The sequence below is a fragment of the Clostridium thermarum genome, from assembly GCF_006351925.1.
Classification (GTDB): domain Bacteria; phylum Bacillota; class Clostridia; order Clostridiales; family Clostridiaceae; genus Clostridium_AU; species Clostridium_AU thermarum.
In genome coordinates this window covers 1,360,908-1,380,767 of record NZ_CP040924.1, presented here as the reverse complement: position 1 = coordinate 1,380,767, position 19,860 = coordinate 1,360,908, and the positions used below count along the sequence as shown (strand labels likewise).

22 protein-coding genes and 1 pseudogene are annotated in these 19,860 nt (G+C 34.6%); 4 read left to right on the top strand and 19 right to left on the bottom strand.

What is annotated here, in order from left to right; translation table 11 throughout:
• The first annotated feature begins 573 nt into the window (after positions 1-573).
• Positions 574-906: a single-stranded DNA-binding protein gene (locus FHY60_RS06100; RefSeq protein ID WP_139904127.1), complete on the top strand. Its 333-nt coding sequence runs from the start codon at positions 574-576 to the stop codon at positions 904-906.
• A 123-nt stretch (positions 907-1,029) separates the two neighbouring features.
• Here FHY60_RS06100 and FHY60_RS06095 read toward each other — a convergent pair whose 3' ends face one another.
• The 13 genes and pseudogenes from FHY60_RS06095 to FHY60_RS06035 form a co-directional block, all read right to left on the bottom strand.
• Complete coding sequence (locus FHY60_RS06095; protein ID WP_139904126.1) at positions 1,030-2,298, bottom strand: SLC13 family permease; 1,269 nt, start codon at positions 2,296-2,298, stop codon at positions 1,030-1,032.
• A gap of 159 nt (positions 2,299-2,457) precedes the next feature.
• A complete protein-coding gene (locus FHY60_RS06090) occupies positions 2,458-2,727 on the bottom strand; it encodes a hypothetical protein (protein ID WP_139904125.1) in 270 nt (89 codons plus the stop codon).
• 322 nt (positions 2,728-3,049) lie between these two features.
• Positions 3,050-4,087, bottom strand: coding sequence for a LacI family DNA-binding transcriptional regulator (locus FHY60_RS06085; RefSeq protein WP_139904124.1), 1,038 nt, complete (start codon positions 4,085-4,087; stop codon positions 3,050-3,052).
• A 197-nt stretch (positions 4,088-4,284) separates the two neighbouring features.
• On the bottom strand, positions 4,285-4,470 hold the full coding sequence (locus FHY60_RS06080) for a hypothetical protein (RefSeq protein WP_139904123.1): 186 nt from the start codon (positions 4,468-4,470) through the stop codon (positions 4,285-4,287).
• A gap of 209 nt (positions 4,471-4,679) precedes the next feature.
• Positions 4,680-5,513 (bottom strand): carbohydrate ABC transporter permease, encoded by an 834-nt coding sequence (locus tag FHY60_RS06075; RefSeq protein ID WP_139904122.1) that lies wholly within the window; start codon positions 5,511-5,513, stop codon positions 4,680-4,682.
• A complete protein-coding gene (locus FHY60_RS06070; protein ID WP_139904121.1) occupies positions 5,513-6,355 on the bottom strand; it encodes a carbohydrate ABC transporter permease in 843 nt (280 codons plus the stop codon). The genes FHY60_RS06075 and FHY60_RS06070 overlap by 1 nt, the downstream gene beginning before the upstream one ends.
• Before the next feature lie 93 nt (positions 6,356-6,448).
• On the bottom strand, positions 6,449-7,846 hold the full coding sequence (locus FHY60_RS06065) for an ABC transporter substrate-binding protein (RefSeq protein ID WP_139904120.1): 1,398 nt from the start codon (positions 7,844-7,846) through the stop codon (positions 6,449-6,451).
• Positions 7,847-8,113: 267 nt separating this feature from the next.
• On the bottom strand, positions 8,114-8,329 hold the full coding sequence (locus FHY60_RS06060) for a transposase (RefSeq protein ID WP_243122271.1): 216 nt from the start codon (positions 8,327-8,329) through the stop codon (positions 8,114-8,116).
• A 199-nt stretch (positions 8,330-8,528) separates the two neighbouring features.
• Complete coding sequence (locus tag FHY60_RS06055) at positions 8,529-8,912, bottom strand: Ger(x)C family spore germination C-terminal domain-containing protein (protein ID WP_139904118.1); 384 nt, start codon at positions 8,910-8,912, stop codon at positions 8,529-8,531.
• 35 nt (positions 8,913-8,947) lie between these two features.
• Positions 8,948-10,092, bottom strand: a pseudogene (locus tag FHY60_RS06050) (IS3 family transposase).
• Positions 10,093-10,298: 206 nt separating this feature from the next.
• A complete protein-coding gene (locus tag FHY60_RS06045) occupies positions 10,299-11,342 on the bottom strand; it encodes a GW dipeptide domain-containing protein (protein WP_139904117.1) in 1,044 nt (347 codons plus the stop codon).
• A 68-nt stretch (positions 11,343-11,410) separates the two neighbouring features.
• Positions 11,411-12,520 carry a M56 family metallopeptidase gene (locus tag FHY60_RS06040; RefSeq protein WP_139904116.1) on the bottom strand — a complete coding sequence of 370 codons (1,110 nt, stop codon included), beginning with the start codon at positions 12,518-12,520 and terminating at the stop codon, positions 11,411-11,413.
• Positions 12,517-12,876: a BlaI/MecI/CopY family transcriptional regulator gene (locus FHY60_RS06035; protein WP_139904115.1), complete on the bottom strand. Its 360-nt coding sequence runs from the start codon at positions 12,874-12,876 to the stop codon at positions 12,517-12,519. Before FHY60_RS06035 ends, FHY60_RS06040 begins: the two co-directional genes overlap by 4 nt.
• 747 nt (positions 12,877-13,623) lie before the next feature.
• Here FHY60_RS06035 and FHY60_RS06030 point away from each other — a divergent pair.
• Positions 13,624-13,956 carry a PadR family transcriptional regulator gene (locus tag FHY60_RS06030; RefSeq protein ID WP_139906303.1) on the top strand — a complete coding sequence of 111 codons (333 nt, stop codon included), beginning with the start codon at positions 13,624-13,626 and terminating at the stop codon, positions 13,954-13,956.
• Positions 13,949-14,515 carry a DUF2812 domain-containing protein gene (locus tag FHY60_RS06025; RefSeq protein WP_139904114.1) on the top strand — a complete coding sequence of 189 codons (567 nt, stop codon included), beginning with the start codon at positions 13,949-13,951 and terminating at the stop codon, positions 14,513-14,515. The genes FHY60_RS06030 and FHY60_RS06025 overlap by 8 nt, the downstream gene beginning before the upstream one ends.
• A 267-nt stretch (positions 14,516-14,782) precedes the next feature.
• On the opposite strand, the gene FHY60_RS06020 is transcribed toward FHY60_RS06025, so the two are convergent.
• From FHY60_RS06020 to FHY60_RS06000, 6 genes are all read right to left on the bottom strand, one after another.
• Positions 14,783-15,976, bottom strand: coding sequence for an IS701 family transposase (locus FHY60_RS06020; RefSeq protein ID WP_139904113.1), 1,194 nt, complete (start codon positions 15,974-15,976; stop codon positions 14,783-14,785).
• A gap of 363 nt (positions 15,977-16,339) precedes the next feature.
• Positions 16,340-16,594 carry a DUF4176 domain-containing protein gene (locus tag FHY60_RS06015; RefSeq protein WP_139904112.1) on the bottom strand — a complete coding sequence of 85 codons (255 nt, stop codon included), beginning with the start codon at positions 16,592-16,594 and terminating at the stop codon, positions 16,340-16,342.
• A 23-nt stretch (positions 16,595-16,617) separates the two neighbouring features.
• Positions 16,618-17,199 (bottom strand): hypothetical protein, encoded by a 582-nt coding sequence (locus FHY60_RS06010; RefSeq protein ID WP_139904111.1) that lies wholly within the window; start codon positions 17,197-17,199, stop codon positions 16,618-16,620.
• Positions 17,200-17,213: 14 nt separating this feature from the next.
• On the bottom strand, positions 17,214-17,978 hold the full coding sequence (locus FHY60_RS06005; protein ID WP_139904110.1) for a hypothetical protein: 765 nt from the start codon (positions 17,976-17,978) through the stop codon (positions 17,214-17,216).
• 337 nt (positions 17,979-18,315) lie between these two features.
• Positions 18,316-18,438: a hypothetical protein gene (locus FHY60_RS18465; RefSeq protein ID WP_279230456.1), complete on the bottom strand. Its 123-nt coding sequence runs from the start codon at positions 18,436-18,438 to the stop codon at positions 18,316-18,318.
• Between the two features lie 125 nt (positions 18,439-18,563).
• Positions 18,564-18,962: a DNA recombinase gene (locus FHY60_RS06000; protein ID WP_139904109.1), complete on the bottom strand. Its 399-nt coding sequence runs from the start codon at positions 18,960-18,962 to the stop codon at positions 18,564-18,566.
• A gap of 125 nt (positions 18,963-19,087) precedes the next feature.
• Between FHY60_RS06000 and FHY60_RS18265 the strand changes: the two genes are divergently transcribed.
• Positions 19,088-19,777 carry a hypothetical protein gene (locus FHY60_RS18265; protein ID WP_243122240.1) on the top strand — a complete coding sequence of 230 codons (690 nt, stop codon included), beginning with the start codon at positions 19,088-19,090 and terminating at the stop codon, positions 19,775-19,777.
• Positions 19,778-19,860 lie beyond the last annotated feature (83 nt).

Below are 19,860 nucleotides of genomic sequence, written 5' to 3'. Positions count from 1 at the left end.
TTGTCGAATAACTAAATATTTCTTTAGTCATAAGGAATAGGTTTCACCCCTTTAGCCACTGTAGCAATTCACTCCTTTTCCCTTAATTGCCCTGGAAATGAACCGCCAAATCAATTTCACTGCAACTACAAGCAATTCTATTGCTTGTACTTGCAAATAAATATAGTGCTTTTATCCCTAAATACTTGGGATCAAGGCTGTAGTATTGCATATGTCACCATACCCAATGTCTATAAATAATTTTATATCTCCACTGTTTCCACTCTTACAGATCCAACAATTATAAATTGATGCTTTAGTAGAATTGAATTCAACATTCCTGCTACTCTTCCAGCACTTATAAGGTCATCCAGTACTACCGAAAGGTTTTGATGAATTTCCGGCGGCAGCTTCCTTAACCCCGTTAAGTAACAAATGGGGAATCAGTTTGCGGTATATATGCAAAACCATACTGTAATCCGTATGCAGGAAGAATGTTAATAGCAAATTTATTAAAAGGATGTAAAAAATATTAGAACTTATGTTTGAATCTCTGCAGGATGGATATACTTACAGGAAAAGGAGTGATTTATAGTGAACAATGTATTATTAATTGGCCGATTAACTCGAGACGCCGAACTATTGGAATTCAATAACGTAGAAAGAAGTGCCTTAAAATTCACCTTGGCAGTAGAAAGAAACTATAAAAAAGATGGAGAGAGCAAAGCAGATTTTATTCCTGTGGTTTATTTTACAGATGCCGCTTTCAAGCTCATTGACTATTTGACAAAGGGAAGACTCATATCCGTATCCGGCAGAATAACCGTCAGATCTGTTGAAAGAGAAGGGGAACCCAAAAAATACTATATAAATATTGAAGCAAATAGTATTAACTTTCTAGACAGTAAGAAGTCAAAGGCCATATAAAGATACTTGCGGTTTTATTTGCAGCTTATAATTCTGATTTTAAAAAATTGAGAGTTAATAATTTTTCATTATTAACTCTCAATTTTTTAAACTTTCAATTATCCCACATCAATTTGAAGTTTTCTAAATCCACAATAACCAAATTATCACGTAACCCGTTATTACCGCAGCCAGTGTAAAGGGAACACCAATTTTCATAAATTGTCCCGCACTTACTTCGTGGCCATCTTTTCGCAATATTCCTAGTGCAGTAATATTTGCTGAAGCTCCTATAGGAGTCAAGTTACCTCCTAAGGTTGCACCGATAAGCAATCCAAAATATAGAATATATGGCTCGATATTTAATACCTTTGAAATTCCTGCGGCTACAGGCAGCATAGTTGCAACATACGGTATATTATCAATAAAGGCTGAGAAAACTACAGAGGCCCATACGACAAGGGTATAGATCACAAAAATATTATCCTTGCTGACTTTAACGAAAATATTACTGATATCTTCTATAATTCCAGCTTCTGTTATTCCGCCAACCACAACAAACAGTCCAGCTAACAACAATATTGTAAAATAATCTATCTCTCTCATTGCCTTTTTGAAAACCTGGAAGTTTCCAGTAACTATCAAATTTCTCACTAGGCCAATCACAAATAGACTTACACAGATAATTCCGTTAATTGTACGTGGCATATTGGGCAGGAAGGAGGCAATAATTAGGAGAACTACCATTCCGACCAAAAGCACTGTTGGAAAATAATCTTCAACTCTGGTTCTCTCAATTGCATTAATCTTTTGCTTATCCTTTCTGAATATATACATCAGAACAAAGGTTGATGCTAATGCACCAGCCTGTACAACCCAAAATAATCCTAACTTATTCTGAAAAAAGAAAAAATCTAGAAAGTTTAGATTAGCATAACCGCCCAAAAGGATGGAGGTTGTGTCCCCAACTAAGGTTGCAGCTCCTTGTAGATTTGACGCTACTGCAATGGCAATAATACTGTTAACCGGAGAAATGTTTAATTTCTTTGCTATGGTTAAAGCTACAGGCGCCACCATTAATACCGTTGCCACATTATCTACAAAGGCAGAAATGAGGCTGGCAAATAATGATAAAGAAATAACGGCCCATTTTATATTAGGAGTTCTTTCAATTATCAGATCTGCAAGTAACGCAGGCATTTTTGATTCAATAAACAAGGATACAATTCCCATTGTTCCTGCTATCATCAGGATGACATTCCAGTCCACAGTGGTAAGCACCTTATCCACTGGCATAATACCAAGAATCACAAAGGCTGAAGCTGAAGCTAAAGCAATATATGCTCTGACCCTTGGAAATATAAGTAACAGTGCATAGGTTAAAATAAATAGTACTATAGCGGTTGTCTTCATTTGCATTCTCCTTCTAATAAGTAATATGTATGTATTTTATGTATGTATTTAGCCCCTCTTAAAGGCATACATTGATTTTTATTATATCAAATCTGGCTATTACTAACAATATAAATGCCCATAAATTATGACAAAAGACTGTAAGAAGATATATTCCTCTTACAGTCTCCAATCAGGTCCGAACAGGTCTCCGAACTTCACCCATCCTTCTTTTATTTCACTGCCAATTTTATACTTTATTCTGTAAACGATTTTTCCTCTAGCAATAATGGTATAAGGGCCTGTAGAATACTTTTCTCTTTTTATCTCTATAACCTGACCGCCTAACTCCTTAATCTTGTCCTCTATCTTCCGCTCATGATTTTTATCTTGGGTAACGGATATCAACACTGCAACAGTAGCAAATAGTAATATTATTACAGCCTCCATTTTATCCCTCCAGCAAAACTCCTTACAACCTTTGTATAAGGTCTTTTATATATTATATTAACACCTACTTAATATGTTACAATTATATCTTGATTTAGATAACAAGCTGTTGTTGTGGCTTCAAAATTTATAACATGGATCCACTGAGAACCCTGAGGACACATATATACCTCAACGTTTTCTAGCTTCATCTTACTATACTGATGACTAAGATATAAGGTTCTAATTTTTCAGGTTAGTAACATGATACTTTTTATATAATTATGTAAAGAAGCCGGTTAAAGTGCTGTAATCACCCTAATCGGCTTGTTCATGCGGTCTTCTATCTCTTATCAATATTCTTTGTGGATTGCCCTATCACTAGCTCACCTTTAAAGATCTTATGCTGAGTGGGAGCTTTTTTTCTAATAATGTCAAATAAAATTTTAATAGTTTCCTCAGCCATTTCTTCAACAGGCTGTCTGATTGTTGTTATTGAGGGATTGTAGTACTTTGCTATATCCAATCCATCAAAGCCAGCCACAGAGTAGTCCTCAGGCACCTTCTTACCGGCATCAAAAATAGCTTTACATGCACCGATTGCTATGCTGTCGGATATTGCATAGATAGCTGTAAAATCTTCTCCGGATTCAAGAAGTTCCTTTGTAACAACATACCCATTCTCCATAGAGTAACTGTCTATGTCATCTTTCATAAATCTAACTAAACTTTCCTTAACTTCAATGCCATTATCCTTTAAAGCACTTTCATAGCCATTAAATCTTAGGTTACCTATACTCTCATCATCTATGGGAGCAGTGATAATAGCTATTTTAGTGTGACCGAGCTTACACAAATAATCAACTATTTTGTAGCTTTCCTTAAAGTCATCAACGGAGACAGATGAACAAAGAGTCTTATCGATTCTCTGGGAAATTTCAATGGTACTTAGCACAAAGGGCACAGTCAACTGCCTTAGCTTTTCGTCAGAATGAGAAAAATGTCCCCCTAAAAATACAATTCCCTTTAGCTTTTTTTCTTTAACTAATTGAATTGCTACATCTATTTCGTCTTCCTTCTCTTCTACACGATGTAAGATAAAGGAATACTTTTTTTCCTTTATTATCCTCTCAAAAGTCTTGATCATACCGCTGAAAAAAGGGTTTGTAATGCCTTTAATTAATACAGCAATGGTTCTTGAATCTGATCTTTTTAGATTACGGGCACTATTATTAGGAATATAATTATTTTCCTTTATAACCTTCATAATCATTGCTTTAGTCTCTTCATTGATATCAGGATGATTGTTTATCGCTCTAGATACTGTACTTACACCTACCCCGCATAATCTAGCAATGTCCTTGATTGTAATTGCCTCCATAATGATTCATCCTCTTCACATTATAAATTCCATAGGTTTCTTAACAATTCTTAATTATATCTAATAATGTCGATAAGTGCAATATACATGGAAATTTTCTACATATGTAACATATAACTGATTAAATTTTTAAATTTCTTACTATACCTGCTATTCTCTCAGCTAAATCCGTGGTTCCTTGGGCCTGTTGTGTTACTTCATTGACTGCTGCTGATATTCTTTGAGGCCACTGCTAATTCCTTAGACATAACCTTTAGAAGGGCAGAATCTTCCTCATATCTTATTCCCATTTCCTTCATTACATGGTAATCCGGCTTTACTTGATCCTCTATAAAGGATAAAACTTGTCTTGTGTTATCAACATGATTTCTGAGATAAATCACAGGAACTTAAGGCCGTTGAAAAATTTAATATTCTCCTCAGTTAAATGTGGCTTATTATTTTCAAAAAGCTAATATTAAGACAAACTAGGCAGTCCTTGAGGAGCATGCCTAGTCTCGTCATACAACCATAGTAGAAAGTAAACATTATAAATTTAAAGCTATACAGACACTGCCTCATTCTCATACTCAAAATCTTATTTAATCTTAGCTTATCCCTTAACCGCTCCGGCCACAACCCCTTCAATAATATACTTCTGACATACAAGGTAAAAGATTATTATAGGAATGATAGCTAAAACCAGCACAGCCATCATGGCCCCCATATCTATTGAACCATACCCCCCCTGTAAATACTGAACAGCAATTGGTATGGTCTTATAGTCACTTCCTATAAGCAGGTAAGGTAATAGATAGTCGTTCCATATCCACATGGTATTTAAGATCCCTACGGTTACAGCAGTAGGCTTTAATATGGGAGCTACCACCCTAAAAAATGTCTGTAGCGGATTGCAGCCATCTATCACTGCAGCCTCCTCGATTTCAAAAGGAATGGCCTTGACAAATCCTGAAAACATAAATACTGACAAGCCTGCTCCAAAACCTAAATAAATAACAATAATTCCAAAAGGATTATCCAAATGCAAAACATTTGCTACCTTTACCATTGTGAACATAACCATCTGAAAGGGTACAATCATTGAAAAGGCAAATAAATAGTACAGTCCACTGGTGAATTTTGACTTACGCCTTGTTATATACCAGGCTGTCATGGAAGTAAATAATATGATAACCAAAACAGAACTAACTGTTATAAACAATGACCACCCAAAAGCATTTAGAAAACCTGTCTTGCTTATACCGCTGATATAGTTGCTGATTCCAACAAAAGTTTTACTGTCAGGCAGCATAAAAGGAGTGTCACTGATAAAAAATTTACCTTTAAAGGAGTTCATAAAGACTATAAAAATCGGTGTTAAAAACAAGATAGACAATATGGATAACAGTAAAAATATTAAACCATCTTTTAGTTTTGAGCTCTTCATTAGTTCTCAACCTCCTTTCTTCTGGTAAGTACAAGTTGTAAAAAGGCTATGGCTGCCACCAAAATAAAGAATACAACAGCTTTCGCTTGTCCAACACCTTCCCAGCCCATCTTGCCATAGAAGGTATTATATATGTCTAAGGCCAACATTGCTGTCTTTCTTGAAGGTGCACCCGCTGTCAAGGCCAAGTTTTGGTCAAATAGTTTAAAAGAATTTGATAAGGAAAGAAATAAACATATTGTGATAGCCGGCATTACCATTGGAATTGTTACGCTTCTCAATATCCTCCAGGAACCTGCTCCATCTATTTTTGCAGCTTCATAGAGTTCTCCCGGTACATTTTGAAGACCGGCAATATATATAATCATCATGTATCCTATCAGCTGCCAGTTCATTAATACCGTCAATCCCCAAAAACCATATTTAGGATTAACAGTCAGTGTAACTCCCAATTTGTAGAGGACTCCATTGATGATTAGCTGCCAAATGTAACCTAATACGATTCCTCCAATTAGGTTAGGCATAAAAAATATAGTTCTAAATATATTTGTACCCTTTTTGCCCTTTGTCAATAAATATGCCAGTGCAAAAGCGAATACATTGATTGTTATCACTGATATTGCCGCAAATCTTACCGTAAACCAGAGTGCATTTATAAACTCTTTATTTTGAAAAGCTTTAATATAATTGTCAAAACCTACCCATTTAGCATCTACAACAGTAGTAAACTTTGTAAAAGAAAGGTATACCCCCAAGACAAAGGGGATTAAGAAGGCTATGGTAAATGCTACAAGTGTTGGTAGGATAAAAACAGGAAAATACATCTTTAACTTTTTTTCCATAACATCTTCTCCTATTTAATATTAATTTAAATGGTGAGTCAGAGTTTATCCTCCAAACCCACCATTTTTTCATTCGATCTTATAAAATCTTAACTATTTTGACTTCTCAGATGCCCATGAATCCTTTACTATTGTTACAACTTCATCCCAAGTCATATTGCCCTGTGCATATTGCAACAATGCATCGCCAAAGTAATTTTTAAAATCTTCACTTGGGAAGGCTGCAAAGGTCCATGGAACGGAAGTAACACCTTTATCCATCCAAGCCAGTACTTCTTTTGCCAGTGGATCTGTTGGCTTTTCATTTTCGCCGAAACTATTGAATGGTGCAATGAAACCTAATTTATTTTTTACATAATCCTTCCCTTTCTGGCTGGTGAATAACCACTCTAAAAATGCTACAGAAGCTTCTTGCTCTTCTTTTGAAACCTTGCTGTTAATTGCAAAATAGTTTTCAGTACCTACTGCTAAACCTTGATTTTCTTCACCTGCAACACCGGTGTAGATTGGTAGGAACTTAATATCTTCTGCCTTTACAGTGTTACCATCAACTCCACTGATTTGTCCCCAAGCCCAGTTACCATTCTGAACCATTGCCACATTGCCAAGTGCAAATTCTGCCATTGAGTCATCTACGGATTTACTTCCCAAAAGTTTGGATTCAGTAATTGAATTATTGATGTATAAATCAAATATGTTCTTAAAGTTATTTGCATACTTAAATTCTACTTCCTTTGCATCAAGACCTGCTAATACTGAGCTGTCGTATCCGGACTTTTCATTAAATTCATAATGTAATGGCATATTAGCTAAATGAGTCTGCCATCTCCACTGTTCTCCGGCTTTTAGGGATGTGGATGCAAAAACTCCTTTAATTCCCAACTCATCTTTATGTGCAGTCATATCTTCAACTACTTGCTTTAATAAATCAAAATTATTGATTTCAGCAGCAGAGCTAATTGAAACTTTTTTGCTTCCTAGAGCAAAGTATTTTTTCATGATAGCGTCATTATATATTATGCCGTAACCTTCTACTACATATGGTATACCATATACACCGTCACCGCTTTTTACAGCTAAGCTCTTATCAGATAATATATCATAGAGCTTTGTTCCACTTAAATCTGCACAATAATCCTTCCAATTTTGATAACCAACTGGTCCATTAATTTGAAATATGGTTGGTGCCTGAGACTTAGATACTTCTGATTTTAGTGTAGTTTCATAAGTACCTGCAGCTGCAGTAACAACCTTTACTTTAACACCAGTCTCTGCTTCATAATCTTTTGCTATTGAATCATAAATTTCTGCAATTTCAGGCTTAAAGTTTAAGAAATATATTTCTTTAGCGGTATTAGTTGTTTCTTTTCCACCCTCATTTGTATTGGCATTCCCTCCGCTTTTTCCTTCGCTGCCCTTACTGCTGCATCCAGCCAATAAGGTTCCAGCTACAGTTACGCTTAATAATGCACTGAGTAATTTCCCTTTCATAAAAAAATCCCCTCTCTTTGTAGATATTTAATAAGTATGGCTTGTCCACTATACAGTGATAATAAAATTTTGGATTCGGAACCGTTATCGGAACCGTTTCCAATGACCATGTAATAATATTAACATATAGTCCAAATATTAGCAATATGTTTTTAGATTTTTTTGTAAACATTTTTATTCCAATAAATGTTATAACTTTTCTTCGTTATTACTTTAACCTCTTGTGCTAAAAGATAAATTTTCACAAAAACAAGTTTCTATTCTTCTTCAAGCTTTGAAAAACATTTGCCTGAAGTCTTTCGGCATCTTATTTTTACAACTGCTTCTTTTCATAGAAATCAAAGCGATGTGTCTTTCAGACTCCAGTTCTGAAGCAAGATCCTTACCCACATAGCCTTTATCTCCAAGCAGTGTCATTCCATTGTTCCCACTTGTTAATTCCCATACTGCTGCTCTGTCATAAGTTTTTGGATAGGTTAATATAACATACTGGGGTTTTTCTATTTGTAAATGTTGCTAGTGAATTTAACTGGCACAACAGGTTAATTTAGGAAATTTGTATAACTACCTAACCCTATAAATTTCTTAAACTATCAGTGTGAGGGAACATAAAACATACTCTAATTTTCATGAATAGAAATTTTGTTGATATTAGAATTGTTAAAGTGTTGACACTTTCTACTTAATAATCCCCTCTTCCAATTTCAGTAACCTTAACTTTGACATTAACTCTTATTTCAGAGTTCGAAACTACCTCATTCCAGTCTACGCCTGTTCGGCGACCATACTTTGCAGCAGCATTTCGTCCAAGACTTAAGCAGTCAATCTTGTATTCGCTTTTCATTTTTTTAATGAATTCGGTACACTTTTTTTCAGCCTCTTCAGCAAACTGAGCTTCAGCAATTTTTATTGCTTCAGGTTCTTCTGCCAGGTTAGGATAAAGACTATTTGAAATGACCTCTCCCTTTAAGGATAAGTCTATGTCAAAAATATACCTTCCTGCTTCTCTTGTACATTTAACCCTTCTCTTGGATGTACCATAAAAACTGGCATACTCCTTTTGGATTTATGTCAATATAGTAGACACAAAAACTCAAATTTTTATGCAGTTTTTCTTAAGGCTTCTTCAAACTGTTGAGGAGTCATATAACCGATACTGCTATGAAGCCTTTTTCTGTTGTACCAGGATTCTATATATTCAAATATAGCTAGCCTTGCAGCATCAAAGTCATAGTATGCAGCTAAGTTTACTTCTTCCTTTTTTAGTGTAGCATGAAAGGATTCTATACAAGCATTGTCATAGGGACATCCCTTGCCGCTGAAGGAATGAACTATATTATGCTCTTTAAGATAACCATCAAATTTAGAGCTTGTATATTGGGAGCCCAAATCACTGTGGAGTATAACAGTATTCTTTGGTTTTTGAGTTATGTAGGCATTTTCTACAGCCTTTATAGCTAGTTCTGTATCCATAGTCTTTTAAAAAGCATAGCCAATAATTTTATTTGTATGAAGATCCAAAACTGAAGCAAGATAGCACCATCCGTCCTTGAGTGTATAAATATAAGTTATATCAGTAACCCATTTTTCATTTATTGTAGTTGTTGAAAAGTCTCTTTTCAAAACGTTTTCTTTAGCCTCTATTTTGCTTTTGGAAGGGTGAGGTCTGAATTTTTTGATAATTATGGACTTTATATTTAGTTTTTTCATAATCCTTTGGACTCTCTTAAGGCTTATAGCATGTCCTCTTTCTTCTCGAAGCACTTTATGTATTTTGGGAGCACCATAACGACCTTTACTATCTTTATAGTTCTTCAGTATTTCTTCCTCATACATCTTGTTTTCTATGCTTCTTTTGCTTTCGTTTTTGCTTAGATACTTATAAAAAGAGCTTCTTGAAACCTTTAAGACTTCATACATTAGCTTGATATCATGCTCTTCCTTATGATCATTGATAAACTCAAAAATAGAGGTTACTTCTTTACGAATATGGCCATGGCTTTTTTTAGTATTTTATTTTCCTCCTCAAGCCTTGCCATCTTCTTTAACATTGCCTGATACTCTACTGACGTTATAGTTGTATCTTTATCCACAGTTATTGGTTTAGCTTTCTTAATCCATCCATTGATTGTTGATTTTGATATGCCATATTCGCTGCTAAGCTCTGCCAAACTCTTACCAGAGTTATAGGGCTCTACAATTGTCTTTCTAAATTCTTCTGTATAATACTTTTGCCCTTTTGCCATTGTAGACACTTCCTTCCCTTCTTATATTTTAAGGTGTTCGGCTTTTTGTGTCTACACTAATATACTAACACCAGTTTTGCTTTAGCCCATTTCATACCCCATACGTCGCCATCATGAACAAGATTATGGTTATGGTTTTCTGTCGCAAGAGTGCGCATTTTATCATAATAAGCTTCCCCAAAAGCGCTGAAATACTCTTTTACTACTTAAAGAGCCTTTTGCTCTTCATCCGTCATTGCGTCAGGCATAGGAATAAAGATGTCTTCCTTTCTCACCCAGCCGTTTACCGGGCCATAGGCAGAAATCAAGACCCATCCGTTTTGTTCTTTTTCAATATTGACAAACAGCTCTGTGTTTTTTATTCCGTAATCATCCAGTTGCCGAGCTTTGGAAGAAGGTTCTTCATAGATCGCCGTTCCCTTTCTCAAATAAGCCTGGTTAAAATAAACTCCATCTTTCGCCGGAACATAATCGCTGTTTTTAATCCACCCTGTCTTGCCTCCATTTATGTCAATAACTCTGATAGTCACGCACGTCTTATCTTTATCTCTTTTCAATATCTGCACCAAATTGCCTTTGTACAGCGTTACCGTTCCGACTTTTATCTCATCTGCCGTAATGATTCCTAAATTGTATTCCGTGTGTCTTTGCTCATCAATTAAATTGCCTGCTTCAATCCAGAATTCCCCCTGTACATTGTCAGCAAAACAAAGAAACCAATTCCCATATCTGCCTCTTGCCACAACAATATCGCCGTACTTCAAAATCCCTACGCTTTTGTAATTTTCCCCGGGACCTTCTCTGTTCAAGCAATCATTAATTACAACGGTTTCAAGCCAATATTCCTGCACTTTGCTTTTGTCAAACAGGGTGTTTGAATCCTTTTCCTCTTCTTGCCGGGATACATTTTCATTTTCCACTTGTATAAAATCATATCCTGAACAAGCACTTTCATTTATAAGATCGCTTTGCAACTCTCCCTTGTTGTTAAATACTTCTATATTTCGAATATTTGAAAGAGTATCAACTACAACAATATATCCTTTATCCATAGAAATCTGTTCCCTGACATAAGTTCCGTCCTCAAACATAATCTTAATGAAGTCAATTTGCACATCTGTTACGAGGTCTGTTTGAGGATTCCATTTCTTGTTTTTAAAATTCCCGTAAACTATACTTTTCCCCTGATACTTTACAACATTTGCTGAGAAACAAGGACTTATGGGTATATCTCCTTGAGCTTTAGCCACTATATTAAAATCATGATTTACTAAAAATAAAACAGAAAAGCTCTCGCCTTCTCCTCTATATTTTTGAGTTAATACCAGGTAACTACTGCCAATTTTTTTATATTATAAATCTTAAGAGTTCCCTTGTTGGCAGGATCAGCCTTCATGTAGTGTTCACTGACAACATCTGCAAGTTTTCTTTTGTCTTCCGCTGAAATTGTTACTTCTTTAAAAGGATTTGCCGTAAAAGCAACCATCGCTGAGCAAACAGCCACAACCGCAATCATTATGACCCAAAATGCAGGTTTCTTAAAATTGAGTACATTTTTTATCCTAGTCTTAACATGGCTCTCGCCGAATGCTAAAGGATTCGCCGCCAAAAGTGCTTTTCTTTTCACCGACAGCGACAGCATCGATCCTGAATAGCCGCCCTTTGCGCCCTCGCCCAGCCTATGCAGCACGCTCTCATCGCAGGACATCTCCATGTCCCGGCTCATGAGCGCAAAACACAGCCACATGAGCGGATTGAACCAGTGAAAGATGAGCGCAAGAAAAGCAATCGGCTTTATGAGATAATCCTTCCTGCGGATATGGGTGCGCTCGTGTTCCATTATGTAGGACAGGTTTGCATCCCCAATATTTGCGGGCACATAGATTTTTGGACGGATAAAACCGCATACGAAGGCTGTGCCGATGGCATCGGTTTCAAATACATTGCCATCTACGCGGGTCGCGGTCTGAAGCTTTCCTTTGATTTTTACATAAAAAACAATACTATAAATCAGCAGCGCAATAACGCCAAAAATCCAAATAAGGCTAAAAACAGCCATCCATATTTGCATGGGATTTACGCTTGCCACTGGAATGGCCTGAGGCAGAGAAGCATTCGCCGCACTGTCAATGCTGCCAATGGCGGATCGGACCGTAGGCGTCTGAATCATTCCAATATTCTGCGGTACAAACTCATATGCCCCGCTTCCTTGCTTCGCATTCAGGTTTATCAGATTGAAAAAGCTGAATTCAGAATTAAAAGAAAATGGGCATACAAGACGGAAAAGCACCGGTATCCAAAGAATATAGGAAAAGATCTTTGGTGCTTTTTTTAACAACAGGCGGACAAGAATAACACCAATAGCTACATATGAAGCGGTGATGCTCATGTTTAAAATATTTATAAACAAATCTTGCAGCAAGCTCATTTCACCGCCTCCTCTATAATCCGCTTCAGTTCCTCGGCCTCCTGTTCGGAAAGCTTGCGGCCGCTCAGAAATGCAGTCAGAAATTTCGGCAGGGACCCGTCAAATGTTTTTTCCAACACGGCTCTGCTTTCATATCTCTGCACATCTTCACGCTTAACCAATGCAGTAACAGTCGCATCCACGTTTTGCAGGATACCGCGTTCACAAAGCTTTTTTAATACCGTGTAGGTGGTTGACTTTTTCCAGCCGAGTTTATCCGTGCATAGCTTTACAAGATCTGTGGAATTGATTGGCTCGTTGTCCCAGATAATGCTGACAAATTTGTATTCCGCATCAAACAGCTTATATTTTTCCATGCAATTTCCTCCTTGGGTTTATTTTAATAGACCTAATTAAAGTCTATCGTGTTAGACCCAATATGTCAATAGCAAAATATGAATTAAATTGCATTTTTGCAGATCATATTGTTCTTGTTAAAGTACAAAAAGATTCAAGTTATAGACATGTTCCCGCGAACTCATCAAATCATTTCAATTTCCGTCTTTTCCGTCTACACAACCCCGCCTGGTGCGAGTCGCCCCGAAAGGCTGTGGATGTGTTTCCGCAAACAATCGCGCACATAAAAATACAGGGCTTTCCGGCATCTTCACCGCCAAAAAGCACATTTTCAGCAGGCGTCAAATTGCCGGGAAACCCTGTATTCAAGCCGTTTTTCAGTCCATTATCCGTTTTTTACATTTGTCATCAATACTACACACTCCACGTGTGTTGTGATAGAAAGATGATACTTATACGCATTAATATTGATTTTGCGTAAAGGTGAACCCCCTAAAGTAAGGGGGGCATCTAAAATTGATGTCTATACATTTATGCAAATAACAAATTATAATAAGCTTTTTCATTTCGAATAAAGTATGAAAAAATATGTTTCACTTATATTTTAAATGCTTTTTCAAATTCACCACAAAATTATTTAAAATACTAAAAAAATCTAAATTTATATTTGTACCATATTGACAAAAATATCGTCATGCGTTATATTTGTATTACGATATACCGCATGACGATATATGCCTTTTTAATATTTTTAGGAGGTGATTGAAATATTACCAAATATTAAATACCCTGCTTTAACAGAATCCACGTATTATATATTACTCTCACTATTTCAACCTCTGCATGGTTACGGAATTATGCAATTTGTAAGTAATATAAGCAATAGTCGTTTAGTCCTTGCACCTGGTACGCTTTATGGTGCGATTAGCAGCTTACTTGATAAGAATTGGATTAAAGTTTATGACTCTAACACAGACTCTAGGAAGAAAGAATATATTATAACTGATCTCGGTCGTGAAGTAATTGAATCTGAAATTAGCAGGTTAAAGGAGCTTTACAATAACGGTATTAACATTGTTGGAGGTCATGTAAATGATTAAAAAGATACGAAGAAACATAATTAAAAATATATTTGTTGATTTAGAAAAAAAAGAAAAATGGCTAAATAAGATGTGTAGTGATGGATATGCACTAAAAGATATTTCAAACGGCTATTATATTTTTGAAGAATGTAATCCTAATGAATATATATATAGGGTAGAATTTATAAAAAGCGAGAATACTTATGAAAATAAAGAGTCTTACAAAAATTTTATGCAAGAAATGAATGTTGATCTTGTTTCATCTGTAGGGAGATGGCACTATTTTAGAAAAAAATCGTGTCTAGGTAAATTTGATATCTATTCTGATATTGATTCAAAAATTGAGCACTATAAGAGAATAAATATTATATGGTATATCATTGCTTTTATATTTATTTTCTCCGGGCTATCCCAGCTGTTTACACTTATACAAAGTATTTTTTGGGGAACTTTAAATGTCTCTGATATAATCGTAAATCTTATACTTATAATAATTGGAGCGTATTTTCTTACTTTAGCCATACCACTTCAAAGAAAGATTTCAAGACTGCTAAAAGAAAAAAGACTACATGAATAATAACAATACTAAAATTTCTTATTTAAAATCATTCTTCTCTCTGAATAGAATACAAACATTTGTGAAAAATTGCATCGCGATATATAAATTAATACCTTAAAAACACCCTATCACTAGTCGGCCGCCACCAATTAATGATAGGGTATTTTTATAACTCTCCTCTTTATAATATATGAAAATGTTATTACTTGCCTTTCTTTTTAAATATTTTACTATAGTTGAGAATTTTTAAATGCAAATTTTTACAGTATATAGTTATACTGCACTTTAAGCGATTTTTAAAGTTTTAAAGATAGTATCAATAGGAATATTATTTTTAGCACAATCATAAATCCATTGAATATTGTCTTTTTTGGAATAGTTTCTGCAAATTACTAAGCCCTTGCTAAAAGAATTATTAGCATTTTCTTGCATTAAGCAGAAAATATAAGTCAGTGAAATAAGCATCAATATTCTGTCTATGGATTTAGCAGATCTTACTTGGTACGTGTTTAATCCAAGATTATTTTTAGTTTGCCTAAAGAAAATTTCTATTGGCCAACGCTTACTATAATATTCAAGGATTATCTGTGTGCTTAGTTCTGTGTCCGTACAAAGAAAAGCATGCAGTGATCCTGCTTTTTTGAATGAATTTTCTGGCCAGCAAAACAAAACTACAGCATTATCTATTCCATTAAGGTTTCCTTCATAACGATATACCCAATATTTCGAATTGTTCACTGTAACGAGGCAAACATCATTCTTTTCAATATATTGAGTAAAAGCATTAACTTGAATACCTATTCCTTTAGGATATATAACTCTGTTAGTTTTTAGAGCACCAATAAGATGGTATCCACGTTTGAGATGTGCATTTATAACATCCTTGTTAGTGAACCATGAATCACAAAGTCCATAAGCTGGACCCTTAGGTGAAGGCAGTGTTGATGCTATTTCGCATACCATCTCTATTTTGCTTTTTTCACCTTTCTGGTAGCGTTGAATAGAATATGGCAAAACTTTTTTACCATTGGAAAGCATAGTTGTAAGTAATTGATGTCCCCATACTTGTTTATGCTTTAAGTGAGAATGATGAAAACTTGTTTCCTGAATAGTATTTTTAGCCTTTGACGAGGGCATAGTTTTTTCAGCAATAGTATCATCGTAAATAACAAATATAGGGGTTTCAGATGATGATTTTTCAACAATTTCGCTTATAACAAATTTTTTTATACCTTTCCATGCGTAGTTAATATTCCAAGAACCTTCGCTTAAAAATTTTCCAAAGGTGGTTCTGTGGCAATCTGCCAGACTTAAAGCCACAATATCAGTAACAGTTCCTTTATAACCTTTTTGAGTGGAACCTTTTATAAATTGTTCAAAATGCTTTAACACAGGCTTTGAGAAGTATAAGAAAAATCCAAGACTAAATAGGAATTGCTTTATTGGTGACTTTTCTGTTAAAATACTTCTATGAGACATATACTTCACTCCTGTTGTTAAAGTTTTTTCCCAAATAATTTATACAACAAAATGTGAAGTTTGTCTCTATTTTTTATAGATTTTTCTAGCTGTAAATATATGTTATGAAATTTTCTCAACTATAGTATAGTAAAATAGATTTATCCCATAGCGAAAATTTAGAGAATCTTATGCCTTGGTCCGATAAGATCCCTGAAAATATGAAAATTAAAGATAGGAAATAAGTTAATCCCAGTAAAGTTTAGTAAATTGCCTTACTGGGATATTTTAATGCTATTTTTGAAGTTATTAAAGGTACTAAAACCTTGACGCTTACCTGAAAAGCACCTGATTTCATAGAATCAAGTGCTTAGTCCAATAATTTTATAGATTTTTTAATAATTCCTTTGTGTAGATTTCTTCATCATCCTCATATCCCTTAAAGTAAATTTCCTCAATTTCATTATGGTTAAAAAAGACATTATACTTTTCACTTAGATTACCTTCCGGATATAGACAACCAACATAATCCCACTTTTTGTTCGCTCCTGACTGTATTTGTTTCCTTCCATAAATCATAAGTTTTTTAGTACCTCCAAACAAACGCACCACGGAACCTATCGGCAAATATTCTGACATAGATCCACACCTTCTTTACTTCTTTATATAACTTTTAACTCCATTCTATATTTTTCGACAACACTTCGTATCCGTTCTATAAGTTCAGACTCTGAGATTTGTTCAGAATCAATGGTTATTTCAATACCTGTGTTATCACCGAGCGGCTTAATATTTACTGCAAATCCTTTTAATTGATCATAATTCTCTAATTGATCAACATCAAACGGGGCAACTTTTTCTGAATATGCTGTAAAATTAACAAGATAGCCGTATTGCCAAAAGTTATCATAAGCTTCAATCAGTTCTGTTACTATTCTATAATCTATTCTATTGCATAAAAGATAATTAATCCCATCCTTGCTGTTTTTGCAAGGGTATAAGTTGCCAAAATCGTCCTTAAGTTCCGTATTATTCTCATCTACTGTATAGATATATACAAAAAAATCAGAAAGAATTGAAGTAACAACATCTCTTTGAATATAATTCCATAGGTAGTGGTTACCATACCTTATTTTAAAGTCTTCTAAAGACAAGAAATAAGTCGTTTTATTATCTTTTTTTTTCAGTACGATACACTCTATAAATGCTATATTTTGTGGTGTTGTCTTCTTTTTAAAGAACATTTATATCACCTCTTCTATTTGTATGCGGCCTTTGCAATTTCCTGCCCTGCTACTCTACCCCCCAGTGAACCAGCTATACCTCCAATTAAACCTCCTACAACTCCCCCAATAGCAGTTCCAATGCCAGGGCATATCATTGTTCCAATTGAAACTCCTCCCATTGCTCCCACTTTAGCTCCACCAACGCCACCAGCCCAGCTTCCCGCTACACCTGCTGTTGTTGTAACTGTATTTTTACCAACCTTGTTGCCATCTGCTTTATAGGAATCATAAATATCTTTTCCGTCCATTACAACTGCTGCAACTGCAACTGCACGTCCTCCTACTTTAGCAACTTTTGCTATATCATCCATGTTCTTTGCTGCATTATATACAGTATTGGAAACTGGTTTATGATTTAATGACTGATATATTTTATTATCAGGGTAAAGTTTTGAATTAGTATTAACATGATTGTAATTAGTGTTTCCATGCGGGCTATCTACTATAAATACCCAATCACCTTTTGGTACGCCATTTGAATTTGAAGTCTTTCCAAGTGATTTATCTACAATATTTAAAACTGTAGTTGTTGACTTTCCCGATGATGACTTCGGAGTAGTAATCACTTGATAGTTGGTACCCTTTAGTGGATTTTGTTGTATTGCTACAGAACCACCTTTTGCTACATCTTTTGCGGTATTGCTTTTTGAAGTGCTTTGGTTTTGAGTAGTAGAATTTTTGTAGGATTGCTGAACATAACTCGGTGCATTTTTTAATGAATTTGATACAGATGCCATTTTAATATCCCTCCTTGAAACAATAATCCATAATTTCCATATCATCGCTTTTATTAGCACTCATCTTTTGCATAAGCCTTAAAAATCCTGTTTAGCTTTAATATTACTAATGTCCATATTATCATGCGACGTGTGGGGGGGTGTGAACACCAAATTTGGAAATTTTTATCGACGCATTTCGACAATATAAACCGCAGGCAACGATGTTCTTCACACCCTTGCCTTCGGCTCTAATCCTAAATATTTACTTACTTGCTTTTGCCTTAACCCTTTGACCACTTTCAAATATAAACTCAAACTCAGTTGTGGATTTTATAATAACCCTTGCAACCATGGCTTAAAACAAAGTGTCATCAGCTCTGTCACTGACTGCCATCTCCGATAATGTTCTGATCATCTGCATTTCGTTTATATTCTTTGTATAATGCAAACTCTTGGTAATCAACTCGCACTTTTCCATCTGTAGATCAGTAATTTTCTTATTAATCCTCTGATATTCCAGTCCATATTCCTTCTAGTTAATTTCTTTATAAAACTTCAATACTCTAAATCAGGGTTCGCCATATACCAGTAGCTATAATCTATCTATACTATAATATCTATTTCAACACATGATTTGAATTCCACCACAAATCCAGCATCGTGTACCGTAATCTTCTCAATAAGCCGCCTCACCATTTGCTCATCATATTCCTCCAACTCGCAGGATTGATCATTTAAGAATTGTTCCATCTCTTCTAGTCTTTGCTTGGAACCTTTTTTGCTTGCTTCTTCTGCTAAAGCCTGATGCCTTTCCTCTCTGAGCCTATAAATCTCATCGGCTATATCGTTATAATCTTTTTTGGAATTAGCCAGTCTCAAAAGGTCTTTTTGTAATTCCTCTGGCTTTTTGTCTATCTCGGCAACAATATTATTGTCCGTTTCACTAATCACTGTTTCTATATTTTCCTTTAAGGTAAGCAGAAAACCCTGACCTACGGACACCTATTATCCATATAAATGGAAAATAAAATTTGTATAAAAAATTATTCTGAAAATAATAAAAAACCACCAATTCATAGTATAAAATTAATTTGCAAAAAAAATTCACTAGAAAAGGTGGCTTATTTATGATTAATGATCAAGAATATATTACTACAGAATTGAAAAAAACACTAGAGAAAATGATAATTTTATCATCAACTCGTTTAAATAATTTAATTGCCATGATTATAGGGATAATAACTTCTCAGTCAGTTATATTATCTAAGATATCTCAAGAGCTAAAAGATTGTTATTCTTCAGGTATAGAAGAAAGTAAAATTAAAAGATTACAAAGATTTTTAAGTAACAGAGCTATAAATGCTGAAAAAACATATGAATTTTTTGCATATAGGTTATTACAGAATTATAAGAATCATTCAAAGAAAATATATATAATTTTTGATCATACAACTATTATGGATAAATTTGTTATATTGCAATTTTCTTTGAAAATTGGTAAAAGATCAGTGCCTCTTTGGTATAAGATGTTCCTATATAAAGAGGAAGGAAATAAGGACTTTAAACATGTTAAACAAGGTCTTAATTTTATACATAAGATAGTAACACCATATAATTTTGATGTTACAATTCTTGCAGATAGAGGATTTAAAAGTGTTGATTTATTTGAATTTATAGATAAAACTTTGAAATTTAAATATTGTATTAGATGTACAAAGGATTTAGGAATAACAATAGCTGATAAACCTAATATTAAAAAAATTGGAGGATATAACCCTGACCTACGGACACCTATTATCTATATAAATGGAAAATAAAATTTGTATAAAAAATTATTCTGAAAATAATAAAAAACCACCAATTCATAGTATAAAATTAATTTGCAAAAAAAATTCACTAG